This window comes from Undibacterium parvum (assembly GCF_003955735.1).
GTDB lineage: Bacteria > Pseudomonadota > Gammaproteobacteria > Burkholderiales > Burkholderiaceae_D > Undibacterium > Undibacterium parvum.
On record NZ_CP034464.1, the window covers coordinates 3,977,177 to 3,994,811 of the forward strand.

At 49.0% G+C, this 17,635-nt stretch carries 12 protein-coding genes, 2 tRNA genes and 3 rRNA genes; 13 read left to right on the forward strand and 4 right to left on the reverse strand.

What is annotated here, in order from left to right; translation table 11 throughout:
• Positions 1–242: 242 nt before the first annotated feature.
• On the forward strand, positions 243–1,472 hold the full coding sequence (locus tag EJN92_RS17385) for a pyridoxal phosphate-dependent aminotransferase (protein WP_126128972.1): 1,230 nt from the start codon (positions 243–245) through the stop codon (positions 1,470–1,472).
• 129 nt (positions 1,473–1,601) lie between these two features.
• The gene (locus EJN92_RS17390) at positions 1,602–2,912 is read left to right on the forward strand and encodes a homoserine dehydrogenase (RefSeq protein ID WP_126128973.1); all 1,311 of its coding nucleotides are present in this window, start codon (positions 1,602–1,604) and stop codon (positions 2,910–2,912) included.
• Between the two features lie 104 nt (positions 2,913–3,016).
• On the opposite strand, the gene EJN92_RS17395 is transcribed toward EJN92_RS17390, so the two are convergent.
• From EJN92_RS17395 to ygfZ, 3 genes are all read right to left on the reverse strand, one after another.
• Positions 3,017–3,763, reverse strand: a complete 747-nt coding sequence (locus tag EJN92_RS17395) for an NRDE family protein (protein WP_126128974.1) — start codon at positions 3,761–3,763, stop codon at positions 3,017–3,019.
• Positions 3,754–4,041: a DUF4936 family protein gene (locus EJN92_RS17400; RefSeq protein WP_126128975.1), complete on the reverse strand. Its 288-nt coding sequence runs from the start codon at positions 4,039–4,041 to the stop codon at positions 3,754–3,756. Before EJN92_RS17400 ends, EJN92_RS17395 begins: the two co-directional genes overlap by 10 nt.
• A 164-nt stretch (positions 4,042–4,205) precedes the next feature.
• Entirely contained in the window at positions 4,206–5,225 is a 1,020-nt protein-coding gene (ygfZ, locus tag EJN92_RS17405) for a CAF17-like 4Fe-4S cluster assembly/insertion protein YgfZ (RefSeq protein ID WP_126128976.1), read from the reverse strand.
• Positions 5,226–5,376: 151 nt separating this feature from the next.
• On the opposite strand from ygfZ, the gene mltG reads away from it, so the two are divergent.
• The 11 genes from mltG to rrf all read left to right on the forward strand — a co-directional run bounded on the left by mltG (position 5,377) and on the right by rrf (position 16,175).
• Positions 5,377–6,372 (forward strand): endolytic transglycosylase MltG, encoded by a 996-nt coding sequence (mltG, locus tag EJN92_RS17410; protein ID WP_126128977.1) that lies wholly within the window; start codon positions 5,377–5,379, stop codon positions 6,370–6,372.
• 118 nt (positions 6,373–6,490) lie between these two features.
• Positions 6,491–7,123, forward strand: a complete 633-nt coding sequence (gene tmk, locus EJN92_RS17415; RefSeq protein ID WP_126128978.1) for a dTMP kinase — start codon at positions 6,491–6,493, stop codon at positions 7,121–7,123.
• Entirely contained in the window at positions 7,116–8,153 is a 1,038-nt protein-coding gene (locus EJN92_RS17420) for a DNA polymerase III subunit delta' (RefSeq protein ID WP_126128979.1), read from the forward strand. The genes tmk and EJN92_RS17420 overlap by 8 nt, the downstream gene beginning before the upstream one ends.
• A 9-nt stretch (positions 8,154–8,162) precedes the next feature.
• On the forward strand, positions 8,163–8,540 hold the full coding sequence (locus tag EJN92_RS17425) for a PilZ domain-containing protein (protein WP_126128980.1): 378 nt from the start codon (positions 8,163–8,165) through the stop codon (positions 8,538–8,540).
• Positions 8,541–8,542: 2 nt separating this feature from the next.
• Positions 8,543–9,049: a GNAT family N-acetyltransferase gene (locus EJN92_RS17430; RefSeq protein WP_126128981.1), complete on the forward strand. Its 507-nt coding sequence runs from the start codon at positions 8,543–8,545 to the stop codon at positions 9,047–9,049.
• 100 nt (positions 9,050–9,149) lie between these two features.
• Positions 9,150–10,109, forward strand: coding sequence for a 23S rRNA (adenine(2030)-N(6))-methyltransferase RlmJ (locus EJN92_RS17435; protein WP_126128982.1), 960 nt, complete (start codon positions 9,150–9,152; stop codon positions 10,107–10,109).
• Positions 10,110–10,622: 513 nt separating this feature from the next.
• Positions 10,623–12,155: ribosomal RNA gene (locus EJN92_RS17440) — 16S ribosomal RNA — on the forward strand.
• 96 nt (positions 12,156–12,251) lie between these two features.
• A tRNA-Ala gene (locus tag EJN92_RS17445) sits at positions 12,252–12,327 on the forward strand.
• Between the two features lie 29 nt (positions 12,328–12,356).
• Positions 12,357–12,433: transfer RNA gene (locus tag EJN92_RS17450), tRNA-Ile, on the forward strand.
• Between the two features lie 469 nt (positions 12,434–12,902).
• Positions 12,903–15,779 (forward strand): 23S ribosomal RNA (locus EJN92_RS17455).
• Between the two features lie 283 nt (positions 15,780–16,062).
• Positions 16,063–16,175 (forward strand): 5S ribosomal RNA (gene rrf, locus EJN92_RS17460).
• The 16S, 23S and 5S rRNA genes sit together here with 2 tRNA genes alongside, the layout of an rRNA operon.
• A gap of 648 nt (positions 16,176–16,823) precedes the next feature.
• Here rrf and EJN92_RS17465 read toward each other — a convergent pair.
• On the reverse strand, positions 16,824–17,570 hold the full coding sequence (locus EJN92_RS17465; RefSeq protein ID WP_126128983.1) for a pseudouridine synthase: 747 nt from the start codon (positions 17,568–17,570) through the stop codon (positions 16,824–16,826).
• Between the last annotated feature and the right edge of the window lie 65 nt (positions 17,571–17,635).

Consider the following 17,635-nt stretch of genomic DNA (forward strand, 5'->3'; position numbering starts at 1 on the left):
CTATTTTTTATTTGCGCTTGGCCTCAGTAAATTAGGCTGTGCCATCTAGCTATCTGCCGTGCGTTCCGTAGGAAAGCTTGTGATTGACGGAAATAGCGACTCAAAAGCAAATATTATTAGACAATTTCACAAAACGGATTGATAAAAAGGAGAGCATTGGGCAGAATGAGTGTATTCGGCAGTGCAGCATTTTGCGCCTCGCTAGTCCCTCCTTGCTTTTGAAATAGTTGAAAGATTGCTCAGTGCGACCTATACAGAAATCCCAAAAACTTGCCAACGTCTGCTACGACATCCGCGGTCCAGTCATGGAAAAAGCCAAGCAGATGGAAGACGAAGGCCATAAAATCATCAAACTCAATATCGGTAATTTGGCAGTCTTCAACTTCGGCCCACCCGACGAAATCGTGCAAGATATGATTTTAAACATGCACAATTCGGCCGGCTATACCGACTCTAAGGGCATGTTTGCACCGCGCAAATCCATCATGCATTACACCCAGGAGAAGTTCATCCGTGGTGTGACCATAGACGATATTTACATCGGCAATGGTGCTTCTGAACTGATCGTGATGGGCATGAACGCTTTACTCAATAACGGCGATGAGGTCTTGGTGCCAGCCCCCGATTACCCTTTGTGGACGGCCGCAGTCAGCCTATCGGGCGGTACGCCTGTGCATTATGTCTGCGATGAAAGCGCAGACTGGATGCCCGATATCGAAGATATCAAGCGCAAAATCACCCCCAATACCAAGGCCATCGTCGTTATTAATCCGAATAATCCTACCGGGGCTTTGTATCCGGTGGAGATTTTGCAACAGATCGTCGATGTGGCACGCCAACATCAATTAATCGTGTTCGCGGACGAGATTTACGATAAAACTTTGTATGACGAAGCCACACACACTTCTATCGCTTCATTAGCGGACGATGTGTTATTTCTGACACTCAACGGCCTATCGAAAAATTACCGATCCTGCGGCTACCGTGCTGGTTGGATGGTGGTGTCGGGTGAGAAGAAGCATGCTAAGGATTACATAGAAGGCTTGAACATGCTGGCATCGATGCGGCTGTGTTCAAACGCGCCTGGCCAATTTGCGATTCAGACTGCCTTAGGCGGTCATCAGAGTATTAATGAGCTGGTTGGACCTGGCGGACGCTTACTTAAGCAGCGTGATCTGGCGCATAAGCTGCTGACGGCGATTCCCGGCGTCACTTGCGTCAAGCCCAAAGCGGCCTTGTATATGTTTCCAAAGTTAGATCCGAAAATGTATCCGATTGAGGACGATCAGGAATTTATTCATGAATTACTGACCGAGCAAAAGGTCTTGCTGGTGCAGGGCAGTGGCTTTAACTGGATCAAACCGGATCACTTCCGCGTGGTGTTTTTGCCGAACACCGACGATCTTACTGAAGCTTTCGGCCGGATTGCGACTTTTCTCGAGAACTATCGCAAGCGTCACGGCACCAATTAGTTTTTTTCTATCTATTTGTTATACTCAGGACTTGGGTAAAATCGCTTGGCAGCACGGCTAAGCGGAAAATTTTGCCTAAGTTTATTACTATCCGTGTATTTATTTTAATCAGCACTTAGCGAAAACAATATGAAACCCATCAAAGTAGGTCTGTTAGGTATAGGCACTGTCGGTTCCGGCACATTCAATGTTTTAAAGCGTAATCAGGAAGAGATTATGCGCAGAGCCGGCCGTGCTATTGAAATTACCATGGTGGCAGACCTCAATGTGGAGCGCGCGCGCGAATTGACCAATGGTGAATGTGAAATCGTCAATGATGCCAATCTGGTCGTGAATCATCCGGATATCGATATCGTGATTGAATTGATAGGCGGTTATGGCATCGCCAAAGATTTGGTCTTGAAAGCGATTGCCAACGGTAAGCATGTGGTCACCGCAAATAAGGCGCTGCTGGCAACCCACGGCAATGAGATTTTTAAGGCCGCGCAAGACAAAGGTGTGATGGTGGCGTTTGAGGCAGCCGTTGCTGGTGGTATTCCTATCATCAAGGCCTTGCGTGAGGGTTTGACTGCCAACCGTATCGAATGGATCGCTGGCATCATCAATGGCACCACCAATTTCATCTTGTCCGAAATGCGCGACAAGGGCATAGATTTCGCCACCGCACTGAAAGACGCGCAGGCACTGGGCTATGCCGAGGCTGATCCTACTTTTGATATCGAAGGGGTGGATGCCGCGCACAAGGCGACGATTATGGCTTCGATCGCCTTCGGCATTCCTATGCAGTTTAATAAGGCGCATGTGGAAGGGATCACCAAGCTTGAGGCGATTGATATTCGTTATGCCGAGCAATTGGGTTATCGCATCAAGCTGTTGGGAATCACCAAGCGTAGCGATAAGGGCGTGGAGTTGCGCGTCCATCCAACCTTGATACCCGAGAAGCGTCTGATCGCCAACGTCGAGGGTGCAATGAATGCAGTCTTGGTGCAAGGTGACGCGGTTGGTGCCACTTTGTATTACGGCAAAGGCGCTGGTGCTGAGCCGACGGCTTCGGCTGTGATCGCAGATCTGGTTGACATCACGCGTTTGGCAACGGCAGATCCTGAGCATCGCGTGCCGCATCTGGCATTCCAGCCCAATTCTTTAAGTGACCTGGTAATCTTGCCTATGTCTGAGATTGTCACGAGTTATTACTTGCGTTTGCATGTGGCGGATAAGGCGGGGGTGTTAGCGGATGTGACGAAAATTCTGGCGGAGTCCTCGATTTCTATCGATGCCATGCTGCAAAAAGAACCGGCAGAGGGCGAGCAACGTACCGATATCGTGATGCTGACGCATCAGACCCAGGAGAAAAATATACTCGCAGCGATCGCGCAAATCGAAGCGCTGTCTTCGGTATTTGGTAGTGTGACCAAATTGCGATTGGAAGAACTAAGCTAAATCGCTTATTAAGCTAAGCGATTTAGCTAGATTCAAAATAGAATCAAAATAGATTCAAAAAACGAGCGGCCTTAAAAAGCCGCTCGTTTTTTTTGCGTTAAATTTTAGCGTAGAAATTTTTCTATCAACTGGGCTGGCTGCTCTGCATGCATTTTTACCAGAGTAGAAACGCGGGTGCCGTAGTTGGGCGACTCTATGCAGGCCGCAGACAGCAGGCGCTCCATTGCTAAGCTAATGCCGGTATCGGGCAGGCGGCAATCGGGGGCGGGTGTGGTATTCGATAGCATCTCAAAATACGCTTGATCTGGCGCTTGCTGGCAAATCAGGCTGGCAAATTCAGCCTTGGTTTTCACTACTTTAGACCAGGGTGTATCCAAAGAGGCGTTGGATAGGCCGTAAATTCCGGCTGCCAGCGGCTGACCGTTACGCACATCGTCCTGATTGCGATTCGAAAACCAGATTAAGTCATCTTGATCCGCCAGCAGCAAATTGAAGCCATTATAGAGATGTGCCTGGGGCCGAATTGTATCTACATAGGCACGTGCCGATAAATTGCCGCCAAGATAGTTGGCCACCAGTTCACCACGGCTAGCCGCCTCGGCACGGGTCTCAGAGGGTGCCCGGATATTTGTGATCGCGGCAAATTTGCGCTGACTCGTATCGCTGGAGTTGCCATTTGTCAGCCCCATCCAGGTGCCGCCGGATCGCAAATCGCGCCCGGCAAAAATCTGTGGGGAATTTTCCCAGACCGCGGCAGCGGCAGATGGTCGCTCGTAATACTCATCACGATTGCTCGCTGCGATGAGGGGCGTGGCGGGGATGAGCTTCCAGGCAAAAACGATCAGACACATAGTTGGGCATCTTCAAAATATTCAGCATGGCGTTCACCTTGCAGCAAGGCTTGCAGCGGGTTTGCGTGCAGCAAGGGCGCCAGTTGCCCATGAAAATCGGCAGGGATGTCGCGGTAGACTTCCATCCAAGTTAAGCAGTCGTCAGTAATTTCCGGGCGACGTTGTAAGCGCATCTTTAGCCCTAGTGTCGTGAAAAGCTTATTTTGCAGTAGTGCCACTGCAGCGATGACTTGCGCTTCGTGCACTGCGGCAGTTTTGTAGTAGATGTAGCAATCCATGATTCTTGTGTCTTCTCCATACTGCTATTTCGCGCTCTACTTTTTAAGCCAATAATGGGGAGTATCCATTAAATTGTTTTATTCGCGCAGTAGCAGAGCGGGGTTTTAGGTATTTTTTCTCATACTGAGCGGGAGTATGTGTTTAGTCGCTGAGCCTTATCCAACTACTGCGTGATATCAAGCATGGAGTAAGGCAGTGGCAGAAAGCGCAAGCGAGCACCATCCGCGCTAGCTAGATGTACCTTGTCCGCCTGTTGATCTGCCACTTTGAGTTCGACCAGGCAGATGCTGCTGTCTGAGCTTTCTGCTTCGGCATTGACGATCATGCCGCAAGGTTGATCTGGGTCATCTTCTGAAAAAACTTCCATACCCGCCATCACCGCGCTACTCGGAACGCTGGCGATAGCCATGCGGCGCTTGAGTTTTCCCAGATACTGGCTGCGCGCCACGATTTCTTGGCCCGGGTAGCAGCCTTTCTTGAAATTTACACCACCGATCAACTCGAAATTCACCATTTGCGGTACGAACTGCTCTTGGGTTTTATCTATGATGCGGGCAATTCCTGCATGGATGTCGGCACGACGCCAGATCGCTGCATCGCTAGCTAGCAGATTTTTTTGCAGGGTCGGCCAGTAGTCGGCCAGTAGCGCTGATTGTATGATCCATAAATAGCGTGCATGTCCATAGGCATCGCTGACGCGTATTAAACTACCCGCTTCAGTGTCCACTTTGTCATTCACCGCGCCAGGCAATTGCGGGAACCATTCTTGCAGACTTAGAGTCGCGGCCGCGCCGCCCAAGCCTAGTGTCGTATATTCAGTACTCACATCGGTCAATTTTGCCTTGGCGCGCATCACAAACATCTGCAAACGTTTTTGGACTGCGGCTTGTATCGAGGTTGATAGTTGCAGAAAAATACCGGTACTGGTTTTCCAAACAAAAAAACTCGCCAGCATGCGTCCTTTGGGAGTGCACAATGCCGCGTAGCGTGCCGATGTGTTGCTCAGGTGCTCGATGTCGTTGCTGAGTAAATTGTGCAAATAGCTGGCCGCATCGTCACCGCTCACCTGTATTAAGCCCAAGTCGGTCAACGCAGTAACAAAGCCCTGTTGGGCAGCGGTACTTTGCAACTCGGGCGTACTGCTGGCGGCTGTCATTTCAAGAAATTGCGGCAAGGTCATCATGGGTTTACTCTTTATCTTCTCTTTAGGTTAGCTTGGTACTCGCCTGCTAGTTGCATCGCTAGGCCTGGCGATTTTGCAATTAGCCATTTACAACAGGGCTAAGTTTCGTAGATTATAGTAGGCTCTTAGAAAACACGTTGACCACCACTACATGAGTTTCATAAAAAAAATAATTTCTTTGCTGTTTATTGCGCTAATCGCGCTCGCTACTGCATTTGCCTATTGGGCCTTCCAACCGCTGGTGCAGGCCGACAGCGAGTTCAAATCTATCGACTTCAGCATCAAGGCCGGCAGTGCGGTGCGTAGCGCATCGCGCCAGATGCGCGATAGCGGGGTGCCGATAGAGCCTTTCATGTTTGAAATTTTAGCGCGCGTAAATGGCAAGGCGAATAAATTAAAAGCGGGCACATTTGAGTTCGAAATTAGCGATACACCTATGATTTTGCTGGTGAAAATTGTCAATGGTGAATTTTCCCATGCCAGTCTTGCGATTATCGAGGGCTGGAGTTTTCAGCAAATGCGCAATGCCATCGATGCGCATCCAGGAATTAAACATGACAGCCTCAGTCTTAGCGGTAAAGAGTTAATCAAAAAAATCAATCCTGATTATCAATCGCCCGAAGGCCTATTTTTCCCTGACACCTATTTGTTTGCCAAAGGGAGTAGTGACTTACTCATTTATCAGCAAGCCCACCAGTCTATGTTGAAGCATCTCGATGATGCCTGGCAAGCCAAGGCCGCCAATCTGCCGTATAAAACAGCCTATGAAGCACTGATCATGGCGTCCATTATCGAGAAGGAAACCGGCCGTTCTTCCGAGCGTAGTTTGATTGCCTCTGTGTTTATTAATCGACTCAAGATCGGTATGTTGTTGCAAACCGACCCCACTGTGATCTACGGCATGGGAGAGAGTTACAAGGGGAAAATCAGGAAAGTCGATTTATTGACCGATACGCCTTACAACACCTATACCCGCGCTGGCTTGCCGCCCACGCCTATCGCTTTACCTGGGATAGCCTCCTTGTCGGCGGCCCTGAATCCAGAAAAAAGTGCGGCCTTGTATTTTGTCGCGAGAGGCGATGGCACTAGCCAATTTTCTGACAATTTAACCGAGCATAATCGCGCTGTGAATAAATATCAGCGTTAAAAAATCCTGCTGAGAGTAATCATGAAGCCGCGCAGATTGCTTAAGTAATTTAGTAGCGGTGTTTGTCTGATATCAAGGATAATACGCATCATTCATTTTAGAGTTTCTAGCTAGACCTATGCAAAAAGCAGGTAAATTTATTACATTCGAGGGCATTGATGGTGCTGGTAAGTCTACTCACATCGCCTATGTGGCGCAAGCTTTGCAGCAACGTGGCATCACCGTCATTAGCAGTCGGGAACCGGGCGGTACGCCGCTGGGAGAGTCTTTGCGGCAAATTCTCTTGCAAGAAAAAATGCACTTGGAGACTGAGGCCTTATTGATGTTTGCAGTGCGCAGAGAGCATATCGCGCAAGTGATAGAGCCTGCGTTGCAACGCGGCGATTGGGTGATTTCGGATCGCTTCAGCGATGCCAGTTTTGCTTATCAGGGCGGCGGACGTAAATTGCCATTGGCAAAACTTGAAGCCCTGGAACAATGGGTCCATCCACATCTACAACCAGATCTGACCTTGTTGTTTGATGTGCCCTTAGCGGTCGCGCGCGAACGTCTGGATGCTACCCGCACTCTGGATAAATTTGAGCAGGAGCAGACTGATTTTTTTGCGGGTACGCGCGCCGAGTATTTGCGCAGGGCGGCGCAATTCCCGCAACGCTTCCGCATTATCGATTCGAGTCGAGCTATTCCTGAAATCCGCAAAGATCTGGATGGATTGATCGCTGAGTTGTTGGTCGGCGAGCAAGATGAGTAGTTCACTTTTTTCCTGGCATCAGTCGGCCTGGACGCAATTGCAGTCGCTGCGAGAGCGCATGCCGCATGCCATTTTGTTGCATGGTGCTGAAGGTACGGGAAAAACACTTTTCGCCGAACAATTTGCGCAATCGCTGTTGTGCGAGACGCCTAAGCCGGATGGGCGCGCATGCATGGAGTGCGCCTCGTGTGGCTGGTTTTCTCAATATAGTCACCCTGACTATCGACGCGTGCGACCTGAACTGCTCGACGAGGAAGAGGGCGCGGCCAGTGAAGCCGATGCTTCCGAATCGGATAAAAAAACCGCCAAGGCAAGCAAGGCGCCATCCAAGGAAATCGTCATCAATCAAGTGCGTGCCTTGGCTGATTTTATGAATATTTCTACCCACAGACAAGGGCGACGGGTTGTGCTGCTGTACCCTGCGGAAGCTTTGAACGTACCGGCGGCGAATGCCTTACTTAAATCACTGGAAGAGCCAAATGCCAACACCGTGTTTGTTTTGGTTTCAAATAGTTTAGATAGGCTATTGCCGACTATCTTATCTCGCTGCCACAAATTTCCGCTAGGGATGCCATCACGTGAGCAATCCCTTGCGTGGTTGGCAACGCAAAAACTCAGTGATGCGGATATGTGGTTGGCGCAGCAAGGTGGCGCCCCGCTGGCGGCGCTAGCGATGGGGCAGTCGGATGTGCGTACCGATTTAGACGAGTTTTTGCGTCAATTAAGTAAGCCTAGCGTCGAAGCAAGCTTGAAAATCGCGGAGAAAATGCAAAAAATGGATGTCCCGACCACGGTGTCTTGGTTGCAACGTTGGCTGTACGATATTTTTTCTTATAAACAAAGTAGCATAATCCGGTATTATCCAAGGTATCACAAAGAATTAGCAGCGCTGGCTATGCGCGTAGATGTTCATGCCTTGTTGGCTGTAGTGGCGTCCGTGAGAGAACGACAGGCGATTGCCAGTCACCCTTTATCTGCTAAATTATTTATAGAAGATATGTTGTTGGATTATTCTGCACTTTTCCGTTGAGAGCGTTTTATGGCTGAACTACCTGCTAATTTGAATGTGTCTGCTCCTGCGCGTCCCTCTGTTTTGTCATTGGCAATCAAGGAAAAGGCAGCCTTATATTCGGCGTACATGCCATTTTTAAAAAATGGGGGCATTTTTGTACCCACGAACAAATCTTATCGCCTCGGCGAAGAGATTTATCTGATTTTGACTTTGCTCGATGATCCGAGTAAATATCCGATTGCCGGTAAAGTGTCTTGGATTACACCTGCCGGCGCCGGTAACAATAAATCTCAAGGGATAGGTGTGCATTTTCCAGATGACGAAAGCGGTACTCGTATCAAGTTACGCGTTGAGGAATTGCTCGGCGCGGCGATACGCTCATCACGCGCCACGCACACTTTATAAATATGTCTTCGACCCAACTGTCACACAGAATCGCCGCGCTGGAGGATTTACCTGAAATCGTCGCGATCTATAATTCTACGATTGCATCAAGAAAGGTAACTGCCGATACCGAACCTATCAGTGTAGATTCTCGTTTGCCTTGGTTTTATGCACACTCACCCGATAAGCGTCCTTTGTGGGTGGTCGATGGTGAGGCGGGAATCATCGGTTGGCTGTCATTTTCTGATTTTTATGGTCGGCCTGCTTACGCTGGCACCGCAGAGCTCTCGATTTATTTGCATGAAGACGCCAGAGGCCGCGGTATCGGTCGTTATTTTCTGCAGGCCGCCATAGAGCACGCACCTCAAATTGCTGTACATACTTTACTGGGTTTTATTTTCGGTCACAACACGCCTAGTATGAATTTGTTTGCATCATTTAATTTTCAAATTTGGGCGAATATGCCACGCGTCGCGACCCTCGATGGCATTGAGCGCGACCTGATTATCTTCGGTAAGCGTATAGACTGAGTGTAATTACTAGCCAAAGAGAGTAAAATCCCGCATCTCTTCACTTGGCTATATTCAAATATTTTGGGATATAGCGGTCATTTTCATAGGAATTCCCATTATGCTGAGTTATCGCCACGGCTTCCACGCTGGCAATCACGCCGACGTCCTTAAGCATTTCATTACCATACAGTTGCTCAATTACCTCGGGCAAAAAGAGGCTGCTTACACTTATATCGATACCCATTCGGGCGCCGGTCTTTACTCCCTCGATGCTGGATATGCGAGTAAAAATGCAGAGTACGAAACTGGCATCGCCCCACTGTGGGATCGCACCGATCTGCCGCCCGCCTTGGCGGAGTATGTGGCCTTAGTAAAAGACTTGAATCCTAGTGGCAAAATGCGCTATTACCCAGGCTCTCCTTATTGCGCCGATAAAATTATGCGCGAACAGGATAGGCTGCGTTTATTTGAGTTACATCCTAGTGAAATCAAAATACTGAGCGAAAATTTCCGCAAGCTCGATGCGCATGCTGCCGCGCAAGGACATAGGCCAACTACGCGCGGTAAGCGTGTAATTATCGCAGCGGGTGACGGGTTCGAAGGATTGAAGGCTTTGTTGCCGCCACCATCGCGTCGCGGCCTTGTCTTAATTGATCCACCGTATGAAGTGAAGGATGACTATCGCCGCGTCAAGGAAACTGTACAAGACGCATTGCTGCGGTTTCCTACGGGTATGTATGCAGTTTGGTATCCAATTCTCCAAAGGATGGAGTCCAAGCAGTTACCAGAGCGACTTAAGCGCATTCCGGCCAATGGCTGGCTAAATGTCAGTCTTTCTATTGGTGGATCTACTCCTGATGGTTTTGGCTTGCATAGTAGTGGCATGTTTATTTTAAATCCCCCTTGGACACTGGAAGCTACCTTAAGAGAGGTCATGCCATATTTAGTTAGTGTGCTCGGCAGGGATGTTACTGCCACTTTTAATATCGAGTCGGGCGAGACGCAAACTATAGGTAAGGGGCGCGGCAAGCCAGCTGTTGCTCCTAGAGTTCCTGTGGTGAGAAATAGAACAAGATAAGGGATTGCAATCTAATTTTTAAATAAGCTTGCCAATCCTAGTCAAGCTTTGCTATAGTGCTCCTCCCGCTGAAGAGCGGGGCGAAATGAAGAAAGTAAGGCTAACGAATTAACCTTAGGTTTGAATGAAGATGTAAATCAAATTCAAGCGCTCGTAAAACAAGGGGTTGACGAGTTCAAGTAAATGCCGCATAATCTCATCTCTCTGCTGCTTACAAACAAAACGCTTTGTAGCAATCTGGCAGAAACGCTTTGCAGTCGGTGAGAATCGATAGTGACGCGCCAAAAAACAGAAGACAGATCTTTAACAATTAACAGTCAATAAATGTGGGCACTTGATAAAGAGCGCGGCTAATTACTTCGGTAGTTAGTTCAACTTAAAAAATATCAAATGTTCGCAAAAGTAATAAATAGGATGCTTGAGAACGCAAGTTCAAAAGTAGCCTGTCAGTTATTTGAGTGAGCGACACCGTTCGCAAGAACGGAGTTCAGAAATGAACACAAAACAGAGATTAAACTGAAGAGTTTGATCCTGGCTCAGATTGAACGCTGGCGGCATGCCTTACACATGCAAGTCGAACGGTAACGCGGAGCAATCTGGCGACGAGTGGCGAACGGGTGAGTAATATATCGGAACATACCCTAGAGTGGGGGATAACGTAGCGAAAGTTACGCTAATACCGCATACGATCTGAGGATGAAAGTGGGGGATCGCAAGACCTCATGCTCATGGAGTGGCCGATATCTGATTAGCTAGTTGGTAGGGTAAAAGCCTACCAAGGCGACGATCAGTAGCTGGTTTGAGAGAACGACCAGCCACACTGGAACTGAGACACGGTCCAGACTCCTACGGGAGGCAGCAGTGGGGAATTTTGGACAATGGGGGCAACCCTGATCCAGCAATGCCGCGTGAGTGAAGAAGGCCTTCGGGTTGTAAAGCTCTTTTGTCAGGGAAGAAAAGGTAGTCTCTAATACAGACTGCTCATGACGGTACCTGAAGAATAAGCACCGGCTAACTACGTGCCAGCAGCCGCGGTAATACGTAGGGTGCAAGCGTTAATCGGAATTACTGGGCGTAAAGCGTGCGCAGGCGGTTATATAAGTCAGATGTGAAATCCCTGGGCTCAACCTAGGAACTGCATTTGAGACTGTATGGCTAGAGTGTGTCAGAGGGGGGTAGAATTCCACGTGTAGCAGTGAAATGCGTAGATATGTGGAGGAATACCGATGGCGAAGGCAGCCCCCTGGGATAACACTGACGCTCATGCACGAAAGCGTGGGGAGCAAACAGGATTAGATACCCTGGTAGTCCACGCCCTAAACGATGTCTACTAGTTGTTGGGTCTTAATTGACTTAGTAACGCAGCTAACGCGTGAAGTAGACCGCCTGGGGAGTACGGTCGCAAGATTAAAACTCAAAGGAATTGACGGGGACCCGCACAAGCGGTGGATGATGTGGATTAATTCGATGCAACGCGAAAAACCTTACCTACCCTTGACATGTACAGAATGCCGAAGAGATTTGGCGGTGCTCGCAAGAGAACTGTAACACAGGTGCTGCATGGCTGTCGTCAGCTCGTGTCGTGAGATGTTGGGTTAAGTCCCGCAACGAGCGCAACCCTTGTCATTAGTTGCTACATTAAGTTGAGCACTCTAATGAGACTGCCGGTGACAAACCGGAGGAAGGTGGGGATGACGTCAAGTCCTCATGGCCCTTATGGGTAGGGCTTCACACGTCATACAATGGTACATACAGAGGGCCGCCAACCCGCGAGGGGGAGCTAATCCCAGAAAGTGTATCGTAGTCCGGATTGTAGTCTGCAACTCGACTACATGAAGTTGGAATCGCTAGTAATCGCGGATCAGCATGTCGCGGTGAATACGTTCCCGGGTCTTGTACACACCGCCCGTCACACCATGGGAGCGGGTTTCGCCAGAAGTAGGTAGCTTAACCGTAAGGAGGGCGCTTACCACGGCGGGATTCGTGACTGGGGTGAAGTCGTAACAAGGTAGCCGTATCGGAAGGTGCGGCTGGATCACCTCCTTTCTAGAGTGCGCTACAAGTTAAGTGTCCACACTTATTGACTGTTAATGATAAAGAACGTAGCGATGGAGCGATTCATCGGTACCGAGTTCCCGAATTGGGGGTTTAGCTCATCTGGTAGAGCACCTGCTTTGCAAGCAGGGGGTGAACGGTTCGATCCCGTTAACCTCCACCATTTACGTAGTAAAGAAGTCGTAAATAAGTGGGGCTGTAGCTCAGCTGGTTAGAGCACCGTGTTGATAACGCGGGGGTCGTTGGTTCGAGTCCAACCAGCCCTACCAGTAAAATGGAGTGGGAAGAAAAAACAAATGTGAGTAGCGCGCGCGCTATTGAGATTTGTTCTTTCGAAACGAAAGCAAAGTATCAAGTAAGACCGTTCTTTAACAATTGAGAAGAAGTAAAGTAGAAATAATCAAAATTATTTCTGTGAAGGAAATTAATAACGACAGTTATTAACGATAATTCATGGAAGGGTTGTGATTGTATCAAACAAACATAAAATGTATTAAAAAGAGTTTGAAAAGCACTGTAGCAATACAGGGTTTTAGAAAATCAAATATCTTGAGATACGGCAAACGCTAAAGTAATACTCATAGTAATAAGAACTATAGCGATTTTTTGGTGATGAACCTGAGCGTAGGTGTTACTGGAAAAATCATCTGGCTCTGCCAGTGATTTTGAACTAGCACCACATCAAAGTAGATTTTTACTTTGATGTGAACAATCAGACGCCAGAATCTAAAGTTATAGGGACAAGTGACTAAGTGCACATGGTGGATGCCTTGGCGATTACAGGCGATGAAGGACGTAGTAGCTTGCGATAAGCTGCGGGGAGTGAGCAAACACACTTTGATCCGCAGATTTCCGAATGGGGAAACCCACCCTTAGGGGTATTGCATACTCAATACATAGGTATGCAAGGCGAACGCGGCGAACTGAAACATCTAAGTAGCTGCAGGAAAAGAAATCAACCGAGATTCCCAAAGTAGTGGCGAGCGAAATGGGAACAGCCTGCAAGATTTAGCATCTTTGATAATAGAATGGAATGGAAAGTCCAGCCATAGAGGGTGATAGCCCCTTATATGAAATCATCGGTGTGGAACTAAGTTTGCGACAAGTAGGGCGGGACACGTGAAATCCTGTCTGAACATGGGGGGACCATCCTCCAAGGCTAAATACTCGTAATCGACCGATAGTGAACCAGTACCGTGAGGGAAAGGCGAAAAGAACCCCGGAAGGGGAGTGAAATAGATCCTGAAACCGTGTGCATACAAACAGTAGGAGCGGACTTGTTCCGTGACTGCGTACCTTTTGTATAATGGGTCAGCGACTTACATTCAGTGGCAAGGTTAACCGCATAGGGAAGCCGTAGAGAAATCGAGTCCGAATAGGGCGAAATTAGTCGCTGGGTGTAGACCCGAAACCAAGTGATCTACTCATGGCCAGGATGAAGGTGCCGTAACAGGTACTGGAGGTCCGAACCCACTAATGTTGAAAAATTAGGGGATGAGCTGTGGGTAGGGGTGAAAGGCTAAACAAACTTGGAAATAGCTGGTTCTCTCCGAAAACTATTTAGGTAGTGCCTCAAGTATCACCATCGGGGGTAGAGCACTGTTATGGCTAGGGGGTCATCGCGACTTACCAACCCATTGCAAACTCCGAATACCGATGAGTGCGAGCTTGGGAGACAGACGTCGGGTGCTAACGTCCGGCGTCAAGAGGGAAACAACCCAGACCGCCAGCTAAGGTCCCAAAGTATCGCTAAGTGGAAAACGAAGTGGGAAGGCTAAAACAGTCAGGAGGTTGGCTTAGAAGCAGCCACCCTTTAAAGAAAGCGTAATAGCTCACTGATCGAGTCGTCCTGCGCGGAAGATGTAACGGGGCTAAGCGATACACCGAAGCTGCGGATATGTTTTAGGACATATGGTAGGAGAGCGTTCTGTAAGCCTGCGAAGGTGTCTTGTAAAGGATGCTGGAGGTATCAGAAGTGCGAATGCTGACATGAGTAGCGATAATGGGGGTGAAAAGCCTCCACGCCGTAAGCCCAAGGTTTCCTGTTCAACGTTCATCGGAGCAGGGTGAGTCGGCCCCTAAGGCGAGGCAGAGATGCGTAGCTGATGGGAAGCAGGTTAATATTCCTGCACCGTCGTATGATGCGATGGGGGGACGGATCGCGGAAGGTTGTCAGGCGGTTGGATGAGCCTGTTCTTGACTTGTAGAAGGCACTTAGGCAAATCCGGGTGCGTAATTCAAGGGGTTGAGACGAGTGAACTTGTTCACGAAGCAATCGGAAGTGGTTCCAAGAAAAGCCTCTAAGCTTCAGTCATACGAGACCGTACCGCAAACCGACACAGGTGGGCGAGATGAGTATTCTAAGGCGCTTGAGAGAACTCGGGAGAAGGAACTCGGCAAATTGGTACCGTAACTTCGGGATAAGGTACGCCCTTGTAGTTTGACCCCCCTGCGGGGGAAGGATGAAAGGGTTGCAATAAACTGGTGGCTGCAACTGTTTAATAAAAACACAGCACTATGCAAACACGAAAGTGGACGTATATGGTGTGACTCCTGCCCGGTGCTGGAAGATTAAATGATGGGGTGCAAGCTCTTGATTGAAGTCCCAGTAAACGGCGGCCGTAACTATAACGGTCCTAAGGTAGCGAAATTCCTTGTCGGGTAAGTTCCGACCTGCACGAATGGAGTAATGATGGCCACACTGTCTCCTCCCGAGACTCAGCGAAGTTGAAATGTTTGTGATGATGCAATCTACCCGCGGCTAGACGGAAAGACCCCATGAACCTTTACTGTAGCTTTGCATTGGACTTTGAACCAATCTGTGTAGGATAGGTGGGAGGCTTTGAAGCGTGGACGCCAGTCTGCGTGGAGCCATCCTTGAAATACCACCCTGGTTTGTTTGAGGTTCTAACCTTGGTCCGTTATCCGGATCGGGGACAGTGCATGGTAGGCAGTTTGACTGGGGCGGTCTCCTCCCAAAGTGTAACGGAGGAGTTCGAAGGTACGCTAGTTACGGTCGGACATCGTGACGATAGTGCAATGGCATAAGCGTGCTTAACTGCGAGACTGACAAGTCGAGCAGGTACGAAAGTAGGACATAGTGATCCGGTGGTTCTGTATGGAAGGGCCATCGCTCAACGGATAAAAGGTACTCTGGGGATAACAGGCTGATTCCTCCCAAGAGTTCATATCGACGGGGGAGTTTGGCACCTCGATGTCGGCTCATCACATCCTGGGGCTGTAGCCGGTCCCAAGGGTATGGCTGTTCGCCATTTAAAGTGGTACGTGAGCTGGGTTTAAAACGTCGTGAGACAGTTTGGTCCCTATCTGCCGTGGGCGTTGGAAGTTTGAAGGGGGCTGCTCCTAGTACGAGAGGACCGGAGTGGACGAACCTCTGGTGTATCGGTTGTCACGCCAGTGGCATTGCCGAGTAGCTATGTTCGGAATAGATAACCGCTGAAAGCATCTAAGCGGGAAACTAGCCTTAAGATGAGACTTCCCAGAGACTAGATCTCTTTAAAGGGTCGTTCGAGACCAGGACGTTGATAGGCTGGGTGTGGAAGTGCAGTAATGCATTAAGCTAACCAGTACTAATTGCCCGTAAGGCTTGTCCCTATAACTTTAGTGTTATAGATTTACGACAAGTATTGTTTGTGTGTTTGCCTTATGTAGTCGAGAAATCGACGAAGTTTGGTACAAATCACAACCGCCTAAGTCCTGCACTCAACATGCAGGCACGCTGCAGCGATGGTCAATCGCTCAGCACAAAGATTATTGATGGACAAGTGAACCATGTTCGCTTGCCTTGGTGGTGCAAACCGCCCTACGACACTTCTTCCCAATTGGATTGTTTGCGATTCACAGAATAACGTGAACCACAATCAGTCAACAAGTTATGCCTGATGACCATAGCAAGTCGGTACCACCCCTTCCCATCCCGAACAGGACCGTGAAACGACTCCGCGCCAATGATAGTGCTGCAACCAGTGTGAAAGTAGGTCATCGTCAGGCTTTTATTAGAAAACCCCTCAACAGCTACCTGTTGAGGGGTTTTTGCTTTGCGCAATCCGTTCGAAGACAACTCCCATAGCGCACTGCACTGACCTTGCATGTTCCGACACCCTGCGAGGACGCGACGCATGCACCACCTTCTTCTAGGCCTCAGGCATGTCCCGAGAGTTCTTTAAACCCAAGGCTTCGCCTGAAACGCACTCACCAACCTGCCACACCTCAAAAATACTCCCCTCTGTATATTTAAAACCCACAAACACTGCGCGGGCAAGCGGCTGATCTACTTAAAAATTTGGGGGAGTATGTGTGCGAAGGGGGCGGGGCTGTGGTTTGCAGTTGGCTAGGCCCGACTTACAGCACGCATATTTTTTCCGAATTCTAACTGAGTGCGCAAATGCTTCTGCGGAAAGTTTTATGGGGGGGCGCTCGGGATGTGCACTTTTTATTTGAAGCTGCGCGTTACTTGCGGTTTCAGATGCACTGCGTGGCAGGATAGGGTGGAGATTCGATGGCTAAAGCGCTATTAAAACGTTATTAAAGCGCTGCTAAGATAATACCCCAGGTAGTATATTTCGATTGCGCACGTACTACGTGCGCAATGAGGCGATTTTTGACTATTTTTAGGGGGGTATGTGAGATGAGCGTAAATTAGAATTGTTCATCTTCTTGCAGATAACGCCACTGGCCTTCCGGTAGCTTGCCTAATTTTACTTTGCCAATTCTGACGCGTTTGAGGCCTAGGACCGTTAAGCCGACCATTTCGCACATGCGGCGAATCTGGCGTTTTTTTCCTTCTTTTAGGATGAAATTGAGTTGGTCATCATTTTGCCAGCGTACTTTCGCAGGGATTAATTTCTTGCCGTCTAGACTGAGGCCGTGGTTCAGCAGGCGTAAATCTTTTTCTGGTAGTCGACCAGGTCGGCTGTATTCAACCCGGACTAAATATTCTTTTTCAACCGTGGTGTCCTGACCGATCAAGTGTTTGGCAATGCGACCATCTTGGGTTAGTACTAACAGACCTACCGAGTCGATATCGAGGCGGCCGGCGGCAACCAGGCTCATCAGTTGGGTCGGGTGGAACTGATTATCCACCGGGCATTCGCTCCAGCGATTTTCTGCCTTCACCAAAGAGATTGCGGGTTGATGGCCGTCTTCGGCTTGTCCACTAACTAATCCTACTGGTTTGTTGATGAGGATGGTGACGCGTTTGGATTGTTCGGCTGCGGCCTGGCGCTCTACCGAGACGCGTTGATGTGGGAACACTTTGCTGCCAAGTTCTGAGACGATCTTGCCGTCCACGCGCACCCAGCCGCGTTCTATCCATTCATCTGCTTCGCGGCGCGAGCAAAGTCCTAGTTCGGACATTCTTTTTGAAAGGCGTAATAGTTCGGTCATGGTTTTTATTGAGTAAATGGTTTAATGCGATTGCTGACTTGGGTAAAGTCGTGATTGCTAAGATT

Coding starts and splice junctions, on each gene's coding strand:
- EJN92_RS17390 (WP_126128973.1), top strand. CDS start 1,602: ATGAAACCCATCAAAGTAGGTCTGTTAGGTATAGGCACTGTCGGTTCC.
- EJN92_RS17400 (WP_126128975.1), bottom strand. CDS start 4,041: ATGGATTGCTACATCTACTACAAAACTGCCGCAGTGCACGAAGCGCAA.
- EJN92_RS17435 (WP_126128982.1), top strand. CDS start 9,150: ATGCTGAGTTATCGCCACGGCTTCCACGCTGGCAATCACGCCGACGTC.
- ygfZ (WP_126128976.1), bottom strand. CDS start 5,225: ATGATGACCTTGCCGCAATTTCTTGAAATGACAGCCGCCAGCAGTACG.
- EJN92_RS17420 (WP_126128979.1), top strand. CDS start 7,116: ATGAGTAGTTCACTTTTTTCCTGGCATCAGTCGGCCTGGACGCAATTG.
- tmk (WP_126128978.1), top strand. CDS start 6,491: ATGCAAAAAGCAGGTAAATTTATTACATTCGAGGGCATTGATGGTGCT.
- mltG (WP_126128977.1), top strand. CDS start 5,377: ATGAGTTTCATAAAAAAAATAATTTCTTTGCTGTTTATTGCGCTAATC.
- EJN92_RS17395 (WP_126128974.1), bottom strand. CDS start 3,763: ATGTGTCTGATCGTTTTTGCCTGGAAGCTCATCCCCGCCACGCCCCTC.
- EJN92_RS17465 (WP_126128983.1), bottom strand. CDS start 17,570: ATGACCGAACTATTACGCCTTTCAAAAAGAATGTCCGAACTAGGACTT.
- EJN92_RS17425 (WP_126128980.1), top strand. CDS start 8,163: ATGGCTGAACTACCTGCTAATTTGAATGTGTCTGCTCCTGCGCGTCCC.
- EJN92_RS17430 (WP_126128981.1), top strand. CDS start 8,543: ATGTCTTCGACCCAACTGTCACACAGAATCGCCGCGCTGGAGGATTTA.